At 56.6% G+C, this 17,958-nt stretch carries 17 protein-coding genes and 3 pseudogenes; 8 read left to right on the forward strand and 12 right to left on the reverse strand.

Annotation, left to right across the window (positions count from 1 at the left end; genetic code table 11):
* Positions 1 to 57 precede the first annotated feature (57 nt).
* From HK44_RS17625 to HK44_RS17635, 3 genes are read right to left on the reverse strand one after another with little or no spacing between them, the layout of a single operon-like run.
* A complete protein-coding gene (locus HK44_RS17625) occupies positions 58 to 1,248 on the reverse strand; it encodes a hybrid sensor histidine kinase/response regulator (RefSeq protein WP_019690171.1) in 1,191 nt (396 codons plus the stop codon).
* A complete protein-coding gene (locus HK44_RS17630; RefSeq protein ID WP_019690170.1) occupies positions 1,238 to 2,059 on the reverse strand; it encodes a CheR family methyltransferase in 822 nt (273 codons plus the stop codon). The genes HK44_RS17625 and HK44_RS17630 overlap by 11 nt, the downstream gene beginning before the upstream one ends.
* A complete protein-coding gene (locus HK44_RS17635; RefSeq protein ID WP_019690169.1) occupies positions 2,060 to 5,527 on the reverse strand; it encodes a response regulator in 3,468 nt (1,155 codons plus the stop codon).
* 194 nt (positions 5,528 to 5,721) lie between these two features.
* Here HK44_RS17635 and HK44_RS17640 point away from each other — a divergent pair, with 194 nt between their 5' ends.
* Positions 5,722 to 6,084 (forward strand): response regulator, encoded by a 363-nt coding sequence (locus HK44_RS17640; RefSeq protein ID WP_019690168.1) that lies wholly within the window; start codon positions 5,722 to 5,724, stop codon positions 6,082 to 6,084.
* A 2-nt stretch (positions 6,085 to 6,086) separates the two neighbouring features.
* Here the strand turns inward: HK44_RS17640 and HK44_RS17645 are convergent, their stop codons facing one another.
* The gene (locus HK44_RS17645) at positions 6,087 to 6,965 is read right to left on the reverse strand and encodes a GntR family transcriptional regulator (protein WP_019690167.1); all 879 of its coding nucleotides are present in this window, start codon (positions 6,963 to 6,965) and stop codon (positions 6,087 to 6,089) included.
* A 17-nt stretch (positions 6,966 to 6,982) separates the two neighbouring features.
* Complete coding sequence (locus tag HK44_RS17650; RefSeq protein ID WP_020723513.1) at positions 6,983 to 7,129, reverse strand: hypothetical protein; 147 nt, start codon at positions 7,127 to 7,129, stop codon at positions 6,983 to 6,985.
* Between the two features lie 16 nt (positions 7,130 to 7,145).
* On the opposite strand from HK44_RS17650, the gene HK44_RS17655 reads away from it, so the two are divergent.
* Positions 7,146 to 8,441 carry a glycosyltransferase gene (locus HK44_RS17655; RefSeq protein WP_019690166.1) on the forward strand — a complete coding sequence of 432 codons (1,296 nt, stop codon included), beginning with the start codon at positions 7,146 to 7,148 and terminating at the stop codon, positions 8,439 to 8,441.
* Between the two features lie 23 nt (positions 8,442 to 8,464).
* Here HK44_RS17655 and HK44_RS17660 read toward each other — a convergent pair whose 3' ends face one another.
* Entirely contained in the window at positions 8,465 to 9,340 is an 876-nt protein-coding gene (locus HK44_RS17660; RefSeq protein WP_019690165.1) for a hypothetical protein, read from the reverse strand.
* Positions 9,341 to 9,646: 306 nt separating this feature from the next.
* Here HK44_RS17660 and HK44_RS17665 point away from each other — a divergent pair, with 306 nt between their 5' ends.
* The 4 genes and pseudogenes from HK44_RS17665 (at position 9,647) to HK44_RS17680 (ending at position 12,199) form a co-directional block, all read left to right on the forward strand.
* Positions 9,647 to 10,510, forward strand: a complete 864-nt coding sequence (locus tag HK44_RS17665) for a hypothetical protein (protein WP_019690164.1) — start codon at positions 9,647 to 9,649, stop codon at positions 10,508 to 10,510.
* 29 nt (positions 10,511 to 10,539) lie between these two features.
* Positions 10,540 to 11,013, forward strand: a pseudogene (locus HK44_RS17670) (FGGY family carbohydrate kinase); the annotation flags it as partial.
* Positions 11,014 to 11,445: 432 nt separating this feature from the next.
* Positions 11,446 to 11,709, forward strand: coding sequence for a DUF2790 domain-containing protein (locus HK44_RS17675; protein ID WP_019690163.1), 264 nt, complete (start codon positions 11,446 to 11,448; stop codon positions 11,707 to 11,709).
* A gap of 91 nt (positions 11,710 to 11,800) precedes the next feature.
* Entirely contained in the window at positions 11,801 to 12,199 is a 399-nt protein-coding gene (locus HK44_RS17680; RefSeq protein WP_019690162.1) for a hypothetical protein, read from the forward strand.
* Here HK44_RS17680 and HK44_RS17685 read toward each other — a convergent pair.
* On the reverse strand, positions 12,196 to 12,468 hold the full coding sequence (locus tag HK44_RS17685) for a DUF1652 domain-containing protein (RefSeq protein WP_019690161.1): 273 nt from the start codon (positions 12,466 to 12,468) through the stop codon (positions 12,196 to 12,198). The genes HK44_RS17680 and HK44_RS17685 overlap by 4 nt on opposite strands.
* Positions 12,469 to 12,785: 317 nt before the next feature.
* Here HK44_RS17685 and eco point away from each other — a divergent pair, with 317 nt between their 5' ends.
* Positions 12,786 to 13,265, forward strand: coding sequence for a serine protease inhibitor ecotin (gene eco / locus HK44_RS17690; protein WP_019690160.1), 480 nt, complete (start codon positions 12,786 to 12,788; stop codon positions 13,263 to 13,265).
* Positions 13,266 to 13,279: 14 nt separating this feature from the next.
* Positions 13,280 to 13,585: an NIPSNAP family protein gene (locus HK44_RS17695; RefSeq protein WP_019690159.1), complete on the forward strand. Its 306-nt coding sequence runs from the start codon at positions 13,280 to 13,282 to the stop codon at positions 13,583 to 13,585.
* A gap of 33 nt (positions 13,586 to 13,618) precedes the next feature.
* Here the strand turns inward: HK44_RS17695 and ilvA are convergent.
* From ilvA to lpxO, 5 genes and pseudogenes are all read right to left on the reverse strand, one after another.
* A pseudogene (gene ilvA, locus HK44_RS17700) lies at positions 13,619 to 14,620 on the reverse strand (threonine ammonia-lyase, biosynthetic); the annotation flags it as partial.
* Positions 14,621 to 14,836: 216 nt separating this feature from the next.
* Positions 14,837 to 15,877: an asparaginase gene (locus HK44_RS17705; protein ID WP_019690157.1), complete on the reverse strand. Its 1,041-nt coding sequence runs from the start codon at positions 15,875 to 15,877 to the stop codon at positions 14,837 to 14,839.
* A 46-nt stretch (positions 15,878 to 15,923) separates the two neighbouring features.
* Positions 15,924 to 16,142: pseudogene (locus HK44_RS17710) on the reverse strand (RimK family alpha-L-glutamate ligase); the annotation flags it as partial.
* 60 nt (positions 16,143 to 16,202) lie between these two features.
* Complete coding sequence (locus HK44_RS17715) at positions 16,203 to 16,580, reverse strand: hypothetical protein (protein ID WP_019690155.1); 378 nt, start codon at positions 16,578 to 16,580, stop codon at positions 16,203 to 16,205.
* 173 nt (positions 16,581 to 16,753) lie between these two features.
* A complete protein-coding gene (gene lpxO / locus HK44_RS17720) occupies positions 16,754 to 17,653 on the reverse strand; it encodes a lipid A hydroxylase LpxO (protein WP_019690154.1) in 900 nt (299 codons plus the stop codon).
* Positions 17,654 to 17,958: the final 305 nt, after the last annotated feature.

Raw genomic sequence — 17,958 nt, forward strand, 5'->3', positions numbered from 1 at the left:
GTTCGGTCAATAGCTGCTGATACGACCCTGCGCTCACACAGAGGTTGCGTTGCTTTGTCAGTTTTCCTGCAACGGCAGGCAAACACGAAATAACGAGCCTTGATTAATCTTGCTCTCAACGGTGATGGATCCGCCATGGGCGGCGACGATTTGCTCGGAAATAAATAGCCCCAAGCCCAGTCCGGCCACCACGGTTTTTGCTGACACACGCTCGAACTGCTGAAAAATACGTTTCTGGTTTTCCTCACTGATGCCAATTCCCTGGTCCCTGATCTCCATCCGCGCTTCGCCGTCCTGCCTGTACACGCGCACCTCAATCGGACGTTTGGCACCGTAACGCAGGGCGTTGATCAGCAGGTTGGACACCACCTGCTCGATGCGAAACTCATCCCAATTGCCTTCCACCGGTTGCGGAGCGACAAACGTCACCGACGACTCGGCAGACTCCACCTGTGGTGCAAAATTCTGCAACAGGTTACCCGTCAACTGCGCCAGGTCAAAACGACTGGGGCGAATAGACAGTTTGCCGGTACGAATCCGCGACACATCGAGCATGTCCTCGATCAAGCGAATCAGGCTCTTGATCTGCCGCTCATCGCGGTCGACCATCGCGTGCATCTTGTCCAGGGTAAACGCCGCAGCATTGTCCCGGGCCAGGTGCATCTTGCGCAGCTGGGTTTCGAGGATCAGCCCGTTCAACGGCGTACGAACCTCGTGAGCGACGATCGACATGAAGTCATCGCGCATGCGCACGGCCTGCTGCAGTTCGTTCTGTGTGGCCTGCAATTGCTTGAGTAACGCCTCCTGCTCACGACGGCTTTGCTCCAGGGCTTCGACCTGCAGCTTCATCGCCTTGCGCTGTCGGTACAGGTCGACAAACACGTTGACCTTGCTTTTCACCGCGTGGATATCCAGCGGTTTATGCAAAAAGTCCACCGCGCCACTTTCGTAACCCTTGAACGCGTAATTGCTCTCGCGCCCTGCCGCACTGACGAAAATAATCGGAATGCTCCGGGTTTTCTCGGTACCGCGCATCAGTTCGGCCAGTTCGAAGCCGTTCATGCCGGGCATCTGCACATCGAGGATAGCGATGGCGAACTCGTGTTGCAGCAGTAATGACAAGGCTTCGTCCGCCGATAGCGCCTTGTACACCGTGCGGTCTTCACGTGTGATCAGCGCTTCGAGCGCCAGCAGGTTCTCTGGCAGATCGTCGACGATCAGCAATTTGGCCTGGATATTACTCAGCATGCTTACGGTAGATCCGTTCTTGTTTGACCAATGGATCGAACTGCTTGCCATAGGTCGAGAAGTCCAGGGTTTCCTTACTGCCCAGCACCAGGAAACCACGATGACACAGCGATTCATGAAACAGCCCGAAGGCGCGATCCTGTAATTTTTTATTGAAATAAATCAAAACATTACGACATGAAATTAATTGAGTTTCTGAAAAGACACTGTCAGTCGCCAGGCTGTGATCGGCGAAGGTCACGTTCTCACACAGGGTCTTGTCGAAAATCGCGTGGTCATACGCTGCCGTATAGTAGTCGGCGAATGAGCACTGACCACCGGCCTGCTGGTAGTTATGGGTGTAGGCACGGATGTTCGCCAGCGAGAAGATCCCTTGTTTGGCCTTTTCCAGCGAGCGTGGGTTGATATCGGTGGCGTAAATGATGGTGCGCTCCAGCAAGCCTTCTTCGCGCAGCAGAATGGCCATCGAATAAACCTCTTCGCCCGTGCTGCACCCGGCAATCCAGATCTTGATCGAAGGATAGGTCTTGAGCAGCGGCACCACTTCCTGACGAATGGCCTGGAAGTGCGCCGGGTCGCGAAACATCTCGCTGACCGGAATCGTCAGCAATTGCAGCAACTGCATGAACGCCGTCGGGTCGTGCAGCACCCGCTCCTGCAGCGCAGAAATGGTCTTGCACCCGAACTGATGCAAGGCGTGATTGACCCGGCGCTTGATCGAAGCATCGGAGTAATCACGAAAGTCGTAGCTGTATTTGAGGTAGATCGCTTCGACCAGCAACCGCAGCTCGATGTCAGTATTTCTCTCCACTTAAATACGTTCCATCTTCGGCAACCACACGCGTATCAGCGAAAACAACCGATCCAGATCGATGGGCTTGGCCAGGTAATCGTTGGAGCCCGCTTGCAGGCAGCGCTCCTGATCGTCCTTCATGGCCTTGGCCGTCACCGCGATGATCGGCAGCTTGCGCCAGCGCGGGTCCTTGCGGATCTCGAGGGTGGCTTCAAAACCGTCCATCTCCGGCATCATCACGTCCATCAGCACCAGATCGATGTCATCCACCTCATTGAGCTTTTCGATCGCTTCACGACCGTTACGGCCAATCACCACAATAGCGCCCTTGTGCTCCAGTGCGCTGGTGAGGGCAAAAATATTGCGCACATCATCATCCACCAACAGCACCTTGCGGCCTTCAAAAACCCTGTCGCGGCTGCGGGCTGTCTTGAGCATCGTTTGCCGCTCATGGGACAACCGCGATTCGACTTTGTGCAGAAAGAGTGTCACCTCGTCGAGCAGACGCTCTGGCGAGCGTGCGCCCTTGATGATGATCGAACGTGAATACTTGCGCAGATCCGCCTCTTCATCACGGGTCAGGTTACGCCCGGTATAGACGATCACCGGCGGGAACGAGCAGATATCTTCGGTGGACATGCGCTTGAGCAAGTCATTGCCGAGCATGTCCGGCAGTTTCAGGTCGATGATCATGCAGTCATAGATCGTCTCGCGCAGCAGGTCCAGTGCTTCCTGGGCCAGGCCGACAGCGGTGATTTCGATGTCATCGTCACCGATCAGCCGGGCAATGCTGTCGCGTTGCAGGTCATCGTCTTCCACCAGCAACACGCGTTTGACCTTTTGCGTCAGTTTGGCTTCAAGTCGCGCGAACACGTCCTTGAGCTCTTCGCGGGTGGTCGGCTTGAGCGCATAACCGATGGCGCCCATGTGCATGGCGGCCTCGACGCGGTCCTCGACAGAAATCACATGAACCGGGATGTGACGGGTTTCTGCATGTTCTTTCAGGCGCTGCAACACCGTCAGCCCGGAATGGTCCGGCAGGCGCATGTCCAGCAGGATCGCATCCGGCATGAAGCGTGTCGCCAGGTCGTAACCTTCATCGGCGCCGTGAGCCACCAGGCATTGATAGCCCAGTTCATGAGCCAGATCGAAGAGGATGTGTGCAAAGTTCACTTCATCTTCCACCACCAGCATGCAACGGCGAGTGAACGGCGCTTTGTCACGGTCATCCGCAAAGCGCGGAATCTTCGCTTCGACGATCAGCGGCGCAGGCGCGGCAATCACCTTGGGAGCTGCGACGATCGGTACGATCTTCAGCAGCTCACGCGGCTCATCGCCAGGTTCGACATACTGCACAGGCAACACCAGCGTGAATGAACTGCCCTGCCCCGGCTCGCTGATGACGCTGATCGAGCCGCCGAGCAACGCTGCCAGGTCACGCGAAATCGACAAGCCCAGCCCCGTGCCACCGTAACGACGGTTGGTGCTGCCATCGGCCTGACGGAAGGCCTCGAAAATGCCTTCCTGCTGATCGCTGGCAATACCGATGCCCGAGTCACGAATGATAAAAGCAATGCCCTCGCCCGGCTGCCTGGCGACGGTCAGGCTGACGCTGCCCTTCTCGGTAAACTTGATAGCGTTCGACAACAGGTTCTTGAGCACTTGTTCCAGACGCTGACGATCAGTGAACACCATCAACGGCGCATCCGCTTGCAGTTCGACGTTGAACGCCAGATGCTTGTGCGCTGCCAACGGTTCAAACATGCCGCGCAAGCCATCGACCAGCCGCGCGACGCTGGTGTTCTCCGGGCGTATTTCAAGCTTGCCGGCCTCGACCTTGGAAATATCGAGAATGTCGTTGATCAGGTTGAGCAGATCGTTGCCGGCCGAGTAGATCGACTCGGCAAACGTCACCTGTTCGGCGCTGAGGTTTTGTTGTGGGTTCTCCGCCAGCAACCTGGCGAGAATCAACGAACTGTTCAGCGGCGTGCGCAGTTCGTGGGACATATTGGCGAGGAATTCTGATTTGTACTGGCTGGAGCGTTGCAACTCTTGCGCACGCTCTTCAAGTTGTACCTGGACCTGGTTCAACTCACCGTTCTTGCGATCCATTGCATCGCGCTGTTCGGCCAGCTGCTCGTTGGTCTGCTCAAGCTCGGCCTGCTGAGTCTCCAGGTGCCACTGCGACTCTTTGAGCACCCGCGACTGTTCTTCCAGCTCTTCGTTGGCAGTCTTCAGTTCTTCTTGCTGCACCTGCAACTCTTCATTGAGTTGCTGGGTTTGGGCAAGTACTTCCTGCAATCGTTGGCGATAACGCGCCGCTTCGATGGAGGTGCCGATATTCCCGGCTATCAGCTCCAGCAACTCGACATCGCGCTCGGTCAGGGCGCGCAGAAAACCCAGTTCGATGACACCGTTGACCCGATCGTCATCACGGGTTGGCACCACCAGCACACTGCACGGCACACCCTCACCCAACCCTGAGCTGACTTTGAAATAGCCGGCGGGCACTTCATCCAGACGGATCAGTCGACCTTGCTGTGCCACCTGCCCGGTAATGCCCTCGCCACGGTCGATCACTTGATCGCGCTCTTCCTGCTCGCGGGAGAAACCATAAGAGGCAATGCGCGTGAGGCCTTCGTGCTCTTCTTTGACGTACATTGCGCCGACCGCAGTGCCGAGGTACTGCGCACAAAACTGCAGAATATTGCGGCCCAGCCGATTTAACGTCAGTTGCCCAAGCACCTGCTCCGCCAATTCGGTCTGGCCATTACGCAGCCAGGCTTGTTGTTCCAGACGTTGCGCGCTGCCCTGTTGCGCCGCCAGATTGGCGCTGTAATTTTTCGACAGACTGAACAAATCGCGACGGCCGACGTAGGCCAGCAAACCACTGATACCGGCAACCAACAGCAAATACAGGGAAATGCTCCAGATCGTCGTGCGTCGAACCTCTTCGTTGCGCGTGATACGCAACTGCTGCTCCATGTCGATGACATCTTCGTATTGCCTGCGGATTTCATCAGTCAGTCGCTTACCGCGGCCGGATTTCACCGCAGCCCGGTAATCACCGCTGCTGTGCTGCAAATCGATCATGGTCTGCGCGTAATCGTTCCACTCGATCTGCAACGCCTCGAGCCTGCGCAGGCGATCAACCTGCGGCGGGTTATCGGCCGTCAATTCCTGCAAGGTCTTGAGCGCAGCAATGATCCTCGGTTTGGCCGTTTCGTAGGGATCGAGAAAATGCTCGTCACCGGACAACAGAAAACCACGCATCCCGGTTTCCAGGTCGACTGTCAGCGTTAACGCTTCGTTGGCGTTATTGATCACCCGATCCGTGTGCTCGACCCATTGGATTACCGACAACAGATAGGTGATCAAAGAGACAAAAAACACCGCACTCAGCACGCCCATACCCAGCGGCAAACTGATGTTGCGGCTCAGCAGTTTGCGAAAACTTTGCTCATCAACTGAAGACGAAGAAGTCATTGGATGGCCTTGGTGAACCGTTGCAAGTGAAGGAGTTTGCCCCATAAACACATTCTGGATCCATTTTTCTGACAGCCTTGCCGACAATAACCAGCATCGCTCAGCATGATTCAGAGAGAACGGTTACCCTGTCGACGTACGCCGGTAACTACAATAAACCCGTGACCGAACGCCTTCTTCCGAGAGCCACCACCATGTCCGCCACAGTGCCCACTATCCTTGTAGTCGAAGACGATACCATCGTGCGCATGCTGATCGTCGACGTGCTGGAAGAACTTAAGTTCACGGTGCTGGAGGCCGACAGTGGCAAAGCAGCGCTTGCCCTGCTCAACGATAGCGCGCAAATCATCGATCTGCTGATGACCGATGTGGGATTGCCGGAGATGGATGGCCGCGAGCTGGCCGCTCAAACACGTGTGCTGCGCCCGGCGTTACCGATACTGTTTGCCAGTGGTTATGCGGAAAGTATCGACGCGCCTGAAGGCATGGCGGTGATCGGCAAACCGTTCTCTATTGAGCAGTTGCGCGATAAGGTCCTGAGCATGCTCGCACCTTGAGTTCAGCTTTTCTTGCGCACTTCATTCAATGTGCTGACCACCTTCAAATGCCGGTACAGCAAGGTCGACGCCCATTCCCGATCGCCCTGCTCCAGCGCGTCGATAATTTCCAGGTGTTCGCGGCACGAGGTGCGAACCCGCTCCAGGTTCGACACGGTATGAAACTCGGTAAGCCGACGCAGGCGGTTTTGCTGCTGCACGGTTTGCAGGATGAAGCTATTGCCGGACGCTGCAGCCAGTAACTCGTGAAATTCGGCGTTGGCTTCGAAAAAGCTCAGGCTGTCGGGAGCGCCTTCAAGCAGTGCCTGCTGCTTTTCACGGCAACGCTGTAGACGTTCACGCGGCAGATTGAAGGTCGGTTCGAGCAAACCCGCAGGTTCCAGGAGCATGCGGAAGCGATAGCTTTCGAAGCGCTTTTCGGCCGAACCCAAGGTGGGCAAAAACATCCAGCCGTGCCCGTGTTTGCGCTGCATGACGCCTTCGTCGGACAACCTCAGCAAGCAACGGCGCAATACCGCTTTACTGGCACCGTAACGACGCAACAGATCGCTCTCCATCACCTGATCGGGAATCGCCTGAGCCAGTCGATCATCGATCAGCCGCTGATACAGCTCCTCATCCTCAGCGACCGGCAGACTGACCTTGGCCAACTCATCGCTGAGCGGCGTATCCAGCACGCAGTAACCCTGATGGGGCAAGCGTCCGATCACCTGCTCTTGCGCCAGATAGACCAGCGCCCCGCGTATCGGCGAGCGAGACACGCCAAAACGCTCGGCCAGTTCGACCTCTTTGAGGTGACTGCCGGGGGTTAACTCGCCAGACCGGATCGCCATGAGAATCTGCGAGGCGACTTTGGTCTGAAGTGCGGTGGGTTGGGTCATCGAAAAACGTCCATGAATCAGCTGTCAGACGCTAACTCATGAATCGGCAAACTTCCAGTCAATACAAGCGCATAAGGCACCATTGGGCGATTGCCGGGCACAATAAACATCATCAGCTGTGGTTTAATTGCGCCCCTCGTTTCTCCCCAGTCTTCAGCCTGCATCAAGGAAATCCTGTTCATGAGTCAGCCCCGCGCAACCAAAGTCCTGGTTATTGGTTACGTCTGGCCCGAGCCGCGCTCATCCGCAGCCAGCGGACACGTGATGCAAATCCTTGAAACGTTTTTAGAGCAAGGCTGGGACATCACGTTCAGCAGCCCGGCCGGTGCGGGCGAACACAAGGCCGATCTGGCGGGGTTGGGTATTCGTGAAGTCCCCATCGAGCTGAACAACAGCAGTTTCGATGCCTTCGTCAGCGATCTGGCTCCGGATATCGTGCTGTTCGATCAGTTCATGATGGAAGAACAGTTCGGCTGGCGCGTCGAGAAACATTGCCCTGACGCCTTGCGTGTGCTTGAGACCTCAGACCTGCAGAGCTTGCGACATGCCCGCCACCAGCGGCTCAAGGACCGCCTGAAGGCCAGTGACGACGCCAATGACTTCAGCGAGTTGTTCGCCCCGGCCTTGCGTGAAGAGTTCGAACTCATGGCCGATACCGATCTGGCCAAGCGTGAAATTGCCGCGCTGTTGCGCTGTGACCTGAACCTGATGATTTCGCAAGTGGAAATCGAGCTGTTGGTCGAGCAGTTCAAGCTGCCGCGCCAATTGCTGCACTGGTGCCCGCTGATGATCGACCCGATCACTCAGCCATTCCCCCCCTTTGAGGACCGTGCGCACTTCCTCAGCATCGGCAATTTCCGCCACGCGCCGAACTGGGACGCCGTGCTCTGGATGAAAACCACTCTCTGGCCACTGATCCGACAACAACTGCCCGGCGCGCAACTGCACATTTATGGCGCTTACACACCGCCCAAAGCCACCGCACTGCACAACCCGAGCCAGGGGTTTCACGTGATGAACTGGGCCGAAGACGCCTTGCAGGTCATGTCCGCGGCACGCATCTGCCTGGCTCCGCTGCGTTTCGGCGCTGGCATCAAGGGCAAAATTGTCGACGCCATGCTTTGCGGCACACCGAATGTCACCACGCCGGTCGGTGCCGAAGGCATGTCCGGGGACATGCCTTGGCCGGGTGCAATCGCCGAAAGCGCCCAGAGCCTTGCCGATGCAGCCGTGAGCCTATATCAAGACAAGACCCAGTGGACCCTTGCTCAAAACGCCGGCATGAAACTATTGGCCGATCGTTACCAACAGCGCGTCCATGGTCCGGCACTGATTGATCGGCTTATGAGTTGCCGCGAGAACCTGTTGAAACAGCGCAATGATAACTTTATCGGCAGTATGTTGCGGCACCACCTGCACAAGAGCACTCAATATATGTCGCAGTGGATTGAAGAAAAAAATCGTACTAACGGATAAATTTTTGTTGCCCCGAGGGTCGTTCAGGTCGGCCTTTCGGTCGAGCCCGATACAAAAGAACGTCTTTCCTGTTTTGCTTTCGCCTTCATAAGATTGGCTTTCATGCAATGAAGAACCAGCGCCGACTCTTCAAAAAAATCAACACTGATCACGCTGCAATTCAACACCCTCTCATCGCGCGCCGGGTCAAACCATTCGTTCAAATGAGTTGTTATATTCACAGGCCCTTGTGCCAAACCGTAACTCGTGGCGGACATTGACCAGGGCATCCCCAAACCGTCTGGATACTCTATTGCGCTGGCAATAAACATCTTCACGTCAGCGACACTGGCGAAGTCTATCCCCGTCCATTCACATCTGAGTTCCCAATTGAAGTAACTGCGATCAACGCCCCCATAAGACGCCAGCATGACCCGTTGAAACGGGCTGAATTCTTTTAATTCCCCCAACGTCAAATAACGATGTTCGGGGAGTATCACCCGGCCTCCCAAGTGTTGCGTCAGCAGTCGGGAAAACTCTTTTACGTCGAAGGGGCTGCTATTGGATCTCAGTTGCTGGAAGTTCAGGACAATGAACTCATCGGGATGTTGCTCAAGGAATCTGTCCACGGCCATGATCAGATCCTCCAAGGCCCGAGAAGATCGATATCCGTTGTGCTGAAACCAGAAACCGCCCTTGCCGTCATACTCAAGCCTGAGATCAAGTGCGCGGGCACCGTTGACCAGTTGATAGTAAAAACTATTATTCTGGCAGGCGGCCCAGTGGCTGAGGCCGGGAACGGCATAAGAAGCTTTTTTATCGACGCCCGAATTGTGAGCACCAGGCAATACCAACTCTCCCAGTGTCAACGTGTCGATGGCCGGCAGGCGGGTCATCCATTTATAAAAATCGTTAGTCATATTTCATCCATTACGTATGTTTTTTTGCGCACAGCATGACAGTTGGCACGTCGCAAACTTCGTCACCTTTATATCCGCAGATACGCCAGCCAACCACTCACCCAACAACATCAAGATTGACAATATATTACTGTGCCGTCAGCGTATTCCTACGTAACAACAGGACCGTAGAAGCTGTCCTCCGGCGCACATTGCACTTAACTTGTTACCCGCAGACTGTGCCTGCAAAGGCTCAGAACTCCCACCCGCAAAAAAACATACCGCGCGCCGATGGATCGACGCGTGCAACAGAACGCAGGAGCATACATGCCACGAAATATTGTAAGATATTTAAACAAGCAGGCTTGGATGAACGAAGTCCCGGATATTGACACGATGACGCTAACCGATATTATCTGGCCAGGCGCCCACAATTGCGGAATGGATAAAAAGCCCCCTAACTACGAGGTGGTTATCGGCCATTGGACAAGCTGTCAGAACGATACGTTTTCCTGGCAACTGGCCCAGGGTGTCAGAGCGTTCGATATACGCCTGGGGTATAAGCCGGGACACGATCAGGATATTTTTTATTTCCACCACAATGGCCTGGAATCTCATCGTGTACTGGATGAACTTATCGATGCTGTTCTGGCTTTTCTTGAACACAATCCCAATGAGTTCATGGTGCTTGATTTTCACGTTCTGGCGGGTGGCAAGTACGCCTTCGACTATAAAAAGTTCAACGCCTTGCTCTTGAGGCGGCTAGGACACAAGGCCATTCCATTCTCACACTCGCGGCGCTCCATCGGGCAACTGAAGCAAGCCAGCGCCCATCGCAGGCTAGTGCTGGCCGCCCATGGGCCGGATGATCTTGATGAAACTACGTTCTGGCCAAGAGTCGTTCACAAGTGGAGCGACAAGGCATTCACTGATACCGACGATTTGCGCAGCCACATTGCCAATACGTTAAGTGCTGAGCACTCCGGCGATTTTCTATGGTCCCTGTCAGCCACCAGCTATTCGTTTTTTGGAGGTCCCGTGGACATCAAGAACGCTATCAACGATTGGTTTCATCAATCACGGGACTGGGTGAGCCGCTGCTGCATTATCAACACTGACTTTGTCGAAGAATCCGAAATTGTTCGTTATTGCTGGATAGCCAACAGCATGAAGGCCGTCAGCATGCGCTGATAGCGCTCGCGCCAGGCGCGTATCTCTCGGCTCACCGCTTGCACCTGCACGACGAGCACGGCATCGACGATTTATGGCCCGTGGTCTGCGAACCCTTCGTGCAATGGGTGCTGGAAGACAACTTCGTCAACGGCCAGGAGATTCTCGGCATAGGCGTCTCGGGCCAGCAACACGGCCTGGTCCTGCTCGATGAACAAGGCCAGGTCCTGCGCCCGGCCAAACTCTGGTGCGACACCGAAACCACTGCGGAAAATAATCGGTTGCTGGCCCATCCGGGCGGAGAAAGCGGTTCGCTGGAACGTCTCGGCGTGGCCATCGCACCGGGTTATACCGTGTCCAAGCTGTTGTGGACCCAGGATCCGCATCCGCAGATTTTCGCCCGCATCGCTCACATTCTATTGCCCCACGACTACCTCAATTATTGGCTGACCGGACGCAGCTGCAGCGAGTTCGACGACGCTTCGGGTACCGGCTACTTCAATGTGCGAAGCCGCCAATGGGAGTTTGTCACTCACAGGGCATTTGCGCCTTGAACCACCAGGTTTAGTCCTGCACCATCGCCACCTGGTTATTCAAAGGACGGAATCAAAGGCATGCTGGAGCCGGGAAAGCCCCCCAAGCTGCCATGCCAAACCATAAGGTTGGCTGAGGCGTAAGAATCACCCGAAACTTGTGCTATCGCGCGATAACCTGATGTCAGGTTTGCCTCGTCTCCAACCAAAAATCTACCACTGCCCGTGCCTCGGGCAGTGGGTCAGGTCCAAAAAATCCTCCCCCATCCCATCACCTGAACACCCGCCGAACTTAACCCCCGGTTAATCCTGCGGTCTAAAATTAAATGGACCGCGTTCGCGCAGAATCTACTGACGCCCTGCGCGGCAGGGCCGACATCGTCAGGTGTCGCGCTGACTTCACGTCTGCACCGGAGATTTCTCATGAACATGCGTATTTTGCTGGTGGCCTCTGCCCTCGCCTGCACCGGGTTTACCGGGCTGGCGCTGGCCGACTCCGCACCTTCCCAGCCTGTTCCGTATCACTACGGAATGTCGCTGCACGTCAAGAAAGTGGTTTCGATGACCGAGCCCACAACGCAAGACTGCAAGGTGGTGACGGCAGAGATGAAGTTCATCGACAACGTGGGTAAACAGGAGGACATCAGCTACCTCAAGCTGTCGGATGCCTGCAGCTATCAAAACTGAGTCATGACGCTGCGCAGCGTTATTTGGCGATGGGCGTGAGCGAGGCCAAAGGTTATGCTTTGGCCTCCCCTCACTGCCGCAAGGATTCGCCATGCAGTTGTCGTTTCGCACGCTGTCTACGTTTACCGCTGGTCTGAGTTTTACGCTGGCGCTGGTCTGGGGCTTCATTCCTGAGGTGATGCTGTCGATCTGGAGTATCGGGTACTCGGACGCGACAGGGTTGGTGGCCAGACGCGGCGCGGTGTTGTTTGTGGCGCTGGGCGTGATGTTTTATCAGGCTCGCAACGCGCCGCCGTCCGTTTCGCGTAGCGCGCTGAGCAGCGGCTTCGTGGTGGGGGTTTTCGGACTGGCCACGCTGGGTGTCGGCGAATGGCTCAATGGGCACGCCGGCCCAGGCATCTTGCTGGCAGTGACAGTGGAGATTGCGCTGGGCCTGGCATTTCTCCAGACCCCGCGTGTGCCCGTCGAACGTGCAGAAACCGTGGATTAATGCGCGCGGACCTTTGACGCGAGCACATGGCTGCCGGGAGTGTGATCCTCCAGGTCGTGGCGCAATTCAGCGATCAGATCGTTGATTTCACGACAACCGTTAAGGGCGGTCGCGTCGATGCCGGTCACTACCAGATCCAGTTGGTCCGTCTGGTGGTTGTCGTAGACCTTGACGGTCATCGACAGGTCTGGTGACAAAGTGCACTGGCACCGTTTAGGCAAAAAGCTGTGTTCAATGATATTGCGAAGTTCCAAGGCAGAAAGAAACATTACAACCCTCCCTTTTTATAGGACTATCGATCAGTCGCCGGGTTAACCGCCGTCAGTCTTGCCCATCCTTATCTCGCGGCTTTCCTGGGGTGTTTTTCATGCACTGGGATGAAGCATAAGGCATGCCCGGGAATTCGCACGACGGGCTGTCGGTAAATCAGCGATTTGCGACGAACTGCCGAATGGCCTTATGCAAAACGCATGATTGCCACTAATCATCCCGCACGTTGCCAGCTTCGCCGTCGTGGTTTGCATTGAGCGGCCAGCACAATGAGAATGCTCGCGTTCACTGACTCAACCAAGAGCAAGGAGGCATCATGCGCTCATCTATTCTCACCGCCGCGGCGGTGCTGCTGTCCGGTCTGTCGACTCTGGCCAGCGCTGCGAAACTCGAAGACGTTGCCCCCTATCCCAAGGCTGAAAGCGGCTTTACCCGCCAGGTGATTCACCTCGCTCCGCAAACCCGGGAAGACAACTACCTGGTCGAAATCCTCGCCGGGAAAACCCTGACCGTCGATTGCAATCACCAGCGTCTGGGTGGCACGCTGGAGGAAAAAAACCTTGAAGGCTGGGGTTATCCGTTCTATCGACTGGAGAAAGTCATCGGCCCGATGAGCACCCTGATGGCGTGCCCGGACGGCAAGAGCAAACAGGACTTCGTGGCGGTCGTCGGTGAGGGTTTCCGGCTGCGTTACAACAGCAAACTGCCAATTGTGGTCTACGTGCCGAAAGACGTCGAAGTGCGCTACCGGATCTGGTCGGCGTCGGTCGAGGTCGATAAAGCCCGTCAAGAATAAACGGAGCGCACTCGATGATTACCTGCCACGTCAAATATGTGATCGACCCTTACCAACTCACCGAGTTCGAAGCCTACGCCAAGGCCTGGCTTGGTGTTGTCGAACGCTTGGGCGGTACGCACCACGGGTACTTCCTACCGTCCGAAGGCGCGAACAATATCGCTTATTGCCTGTTCAGCTTTCCTTCGCTGGCAGACTACGAAAGCTATCGGCATGTTGCCCTGACCGACTCCGAAAGCACCGCGTTGGTGGCGCAGGTGGTGGAGAAGAAATTCATCCTCAGCTACGAGCGGACGTTTCTGCGTCCGCTGCTCGCCTGAATCCCTTTCAGCGACTTACACCGGGACGCCGCACAATGCGGCGCGCTCGGCCACATGCCGCAAGCTATCAAAATTGATATTGGCCCCCGAGTCGATCGCCACCAGGGTCTGCCCTTGAACACCGGTTTGCGCCACGTACTTCTTGATTCCGGCTACGGCCAACGCGCCGGATGGCTCGGTGATCGAGCGGGTATCGTCGTAGATATTCTTGATCGCTGCGCACAGTTCGTCGTTGCTAACGGTCAGCACTTCATCGACATGATGGCGGCAGATCTCAAAGCCATACGCACCGATCTGTGCGACCGCTACGCCATCGGCGAAGGTACCCACGTTCGGCAGCACCACTCGCTCGCCCGCCAACATTGCCGCTTGCAGGCACGCGGAGTGTTCCGACTCGACGCCGACGATGCGGATGTCAGGCCGCAGGTATTTGACGTAGGCGGCGATGCCGGCGATCAAACCGCCGCCACCCACCGGGACGAAAATTGCGTCCAACGGGCCTTGATGCTGACGCAGGATTTCCATGGCTACCGTGCCCTGCCCGGCGATCACGTCCGGATCGTCGAAGGGCGAAACAAAGGTCCGGCCGGTTTGACGGGCCAGGCTCAATGCGTACTCCAGGGCGAACGGAAAGCTCTCGCCATGCAACACCGCATTCGCGCCTCGACTGCGCACGCCAATCACTTTCAGCTCCGGTGTTGACGTGGGCATGACGATACTCGCCTCGATCCCCAGCTCCCGCGCCGCCAGTGCCACGCCTTGGGCGTGATTGCCGGCCGAGGCGGTAATCACCCCGCGGGCCTTTTGCGCGGCACTCAGTTGGGCCAGTTTGTTGTAGGCACCACGAATCTTGAAGGAAAAGGTCGGTTGCAGGTCTTCACGCTTGAGCAGGATCTGGTTGCCCAACACCTCGGATAACGCCGGGGCCACCTGCAAGGGCGTGCGTACTGCCAGCTCATAAACCGGCGCGGCGAGGATTTTTTTCACGTAGTGCTCAAGCAGGGCCTGCTTGGCGGTGTCGGTGTTGGTGTCCATCAACGTCTCCTGGCTTTGTTCACGGCCCCGGAGACAGAAAATGAAAACCCGCCTCTAGGGCGGGTTGGGTGCAGTCGTCAGCTAGCCCGCCAAATAAGGAATGGCGGTAATAATGCTCGGCTGGCGGCGCGATACGGTGGAAGTCATGGCTCGAAATTAGCTGTGCGCGAAAGGCAAGTCAATGGCCAGTTTTCTGTCGAATGCGATAGTTGAGCGCTAAACGGGCTCCAGTGAAAACGTCAGCTCGATACGCCCTGTCTGCACCTTCACCGTGTTGAGCATTGGCGGGTGATGCCAGGCACTGAGGTGTGCACGTTGCGCGGCCGTACCGATGTTCAGCTGTGTCAGCACTTCACAGACCACCGCATAGAGGACGGCCTGATTTCCGTCCTCGACTTTTACCGCAATACCCCGCGCCTGCTGGCCCGCCACACCACGCACACCCATTGCATAGCTCGCATCGGCGCCGACCTTGCCCACCAGTTGGCCGTCGAAGGCCTTCATCAGCGTCGTACAGAAACGGCCCTCCCCGGCGACCAGCTCAGGGTAGCTCGTCATGGCTCGATAAATCCGCGCCAATTCAGCTTCACGTGGTGACCGGGCATTTTCGTCGGTATCGGCAGCACTGGCTATTTTGGCGAAGAGCAACGCCAGCCGATCCAGCGCGAAGGCCGGTGTCGGCAGGTTGCAGCCATCGGTAGCCCACTGAATGGCGTCACCAGAAACCTCGCAAACCTCAGCCACCGTCTGCATCACCCGCTGCTGAAGCGGATGAGCTGGAAGGTGATAGCCCTCCAGCGTTGCACCCAGCGCTTTGGCGGCCGCCAACATTCCGGCGTGTTTGCCTGAACAATTGCTGCACACCGGGCCGGGTACAAAATCGCTTTTGAGCCAGGCCCGATAGACCTCATCCGAGATGGGCGGATGACCGCCGCAGCGCATGTCTGCTTCACTGGCGCCGGCCTTGGCCAGCATGCTCAGCGCTCGCTGGATATGTCGTGTTTCACTGCTATGGGAGCCACACATCAAGGCCAGGTCAGCATCGTCCAGGCCGAATTGTTCGAGTGCACCGGTTTCCATGACCGCCAACGCTTGCGCAGGTTTGGCGGCGGACCGGGCCAGCGTCATGCGTGATGAGTCACCAAAGCCGCTGAGCATGCGACCATCGGCATCGACGACCGCGACATGGGCGATATGAGTGTTTTCAACGCTATCGCCACGGTAGACGACCGCGGCAATCGCCTGTTCCCTGTTCATTCGGTATTCCTGCTGATTGCTTGAAAGCCATGTGCGGATGACATCGCCCGGATTGCTTGAGGTCGACGCCGTACAGACCGTCGCCGATGAGGTTGGCGGTTTTCACTGCAAGGTCCACCGCGGCCTTGGGCGCCTCATGAACCGCCAGGGTACGGCACTTGCCGTTGATGGCCTGGCCCTTGGCTTTGTGGTTGTAAATTTGCCAATGTCCTTTGGACATGAAGTACTGGCAGGCGAAAATCGGTTTGCGATTGAGCACGCCAATGTGGGTACAGCGCAGATGGTTCGCACCGAAGGATCGCTCCTGCGTTACGGTCAATGCCACTCAATAACTGCGGGTGTCCGAATCTCGGGCTGGCGCGTTGGGCGCACTATACGGTTTGACCGTGCCCGGCGCAGTGCCGCTGCGTGGATAGCCATTGCCGATCCCGCCGTTCTCAAGGGTCGGCGGACGGGGAACCGGCACGGTGTTCGGCCCGCGAATGATCGGCGCGCTGGGCTGGGTGCCCTGCATGCTGTTGGGATTTACCCGGCGAATCGGGTTGTTGTAGGGGTTATCGGAGTTGTCAGGGAGATTCTGGGCAAGAAGCACCGGATGCTCCACCGTGGCAGCCAGCATGCCAATGTCTGCGCCGGCCTGGGTCAGAGTGCCAAGCAAGCCACTCAACGCCAACGCGCTGGTACCGAGCACAAACCTGTTCATGGTGGAGTTCCTCCAGTACATGCAGATAGGGTCTTCGATAACACGCTACGCGCAGGATTCGCCCCTGTGAAGACAATACTCCAGCGCAGATTTAACACCGATTGAACCGCACCGCAGACCGGCCGGAAAACCTCGCCGCGCGCCAGCAAAGGCTGCTGACGCGTGGATCGTGCTCAGATCAATACAATAATGGCCAGTAAGCCGCCGAAAATCGCCCACTTTTCCAGGTAGTACCGCGTACGGTTGCGCTTTTTCAGTTCTTTACCGCGCAAACGCACTTTGTAGATCTTGCCGAAAAACCGGTTCAAGCCGCCGGTTTTATCGCCTGCATCGTTTGGCGCGCCAGCAGCGGACATCACGTTGCGGCTGAACCAGCGATTGAACGCTGTGGCCCAGCGGTACTTCAGCGGGCGCTCTATATCGCAGAACAGGATGATGCGGTTTTGTTGGGTGGTGTTCTCGGCGTAGTGAATGTAAGTCTCATCGAACATCACCGCCTCACCATCACGCCAGTGATAGCGCTCACCGTCGACGTCGATGTAGCAACCTTCATCGTTAGGCGTTTCCAGACCCAGGTGGTAACGGTACGAGCCGGCATACGGGTCGCGGTGACGGACCAGTTTCGAGCCCGGTGGCAATTCAGCGAACATCGCCGCCTTGATCGAGCCGATGCTTTGCACCAGTTCCGTGGTACGCGGGCAGAGCTTGGTGGCCGATGGATGGCTGTCGCCGTACCACTTCAGGTAGAAGCGCTTCCAGCCGGTCTTGAAGAACGAATTGAAGCCCACATCGTCGTATTGATCCGAACGCTTGATTTCCCCTGCCTTCAGCAGATTTTGGCCCTCGGCGCGGATTTCCTGCCAATTGGCCTGCAAAGGGCTCAGATCCGGGAAGTCGGCCGGATCGAGGTAAGGCTTGTTGGGGATTTTCGAAAACAGGTAAAGGAAGCAGTTAATCGGTGCCAGGAAGGTCGAATGGTCACTCAACTGACGACTCAGTTTGTGCCGGATGCGACCACGTAGATGCACATAGGCAATGGATAAAACGTAGAGGGAGACAATGATGAGTTTCACGGGAGTTCGTCACAGTTCAGAAGAGTACATGCCGCGCGCCACAAGCCTGATTTGAACGCAGCGTCCGAGATCCAACTATCAAGTGAATCGGTTAAGCACGGGATCCTGAGCAGAAAGCTAGCTCATGGCCAGTGGTGCGCATTTTAGTCATACTTTGTAATCAAAGGTTAACTTACATTTGTGAAAAACGGTGCAGGCGATGTGCCAGAAGCGCGCCTGTGTGGCTCAACTGAACGCAAGACATCATGGAGAGCTGCCGACGATCGTCTCAGCCCTTGCTGAAATTACCTTGGCCTCTGCCATCC

The sequence above is a fragment of the Pseudomonas fluorescens HK44 genome (genome assembly GCF_000217955.3).
GTDB lineage: Bacteria > Pseudomonadota > Gammaproteobacteria > Pseudomonadales > Pseudomonadaceae > Aquipseudomonas > Aquipseudomonas fluorescens_AQ.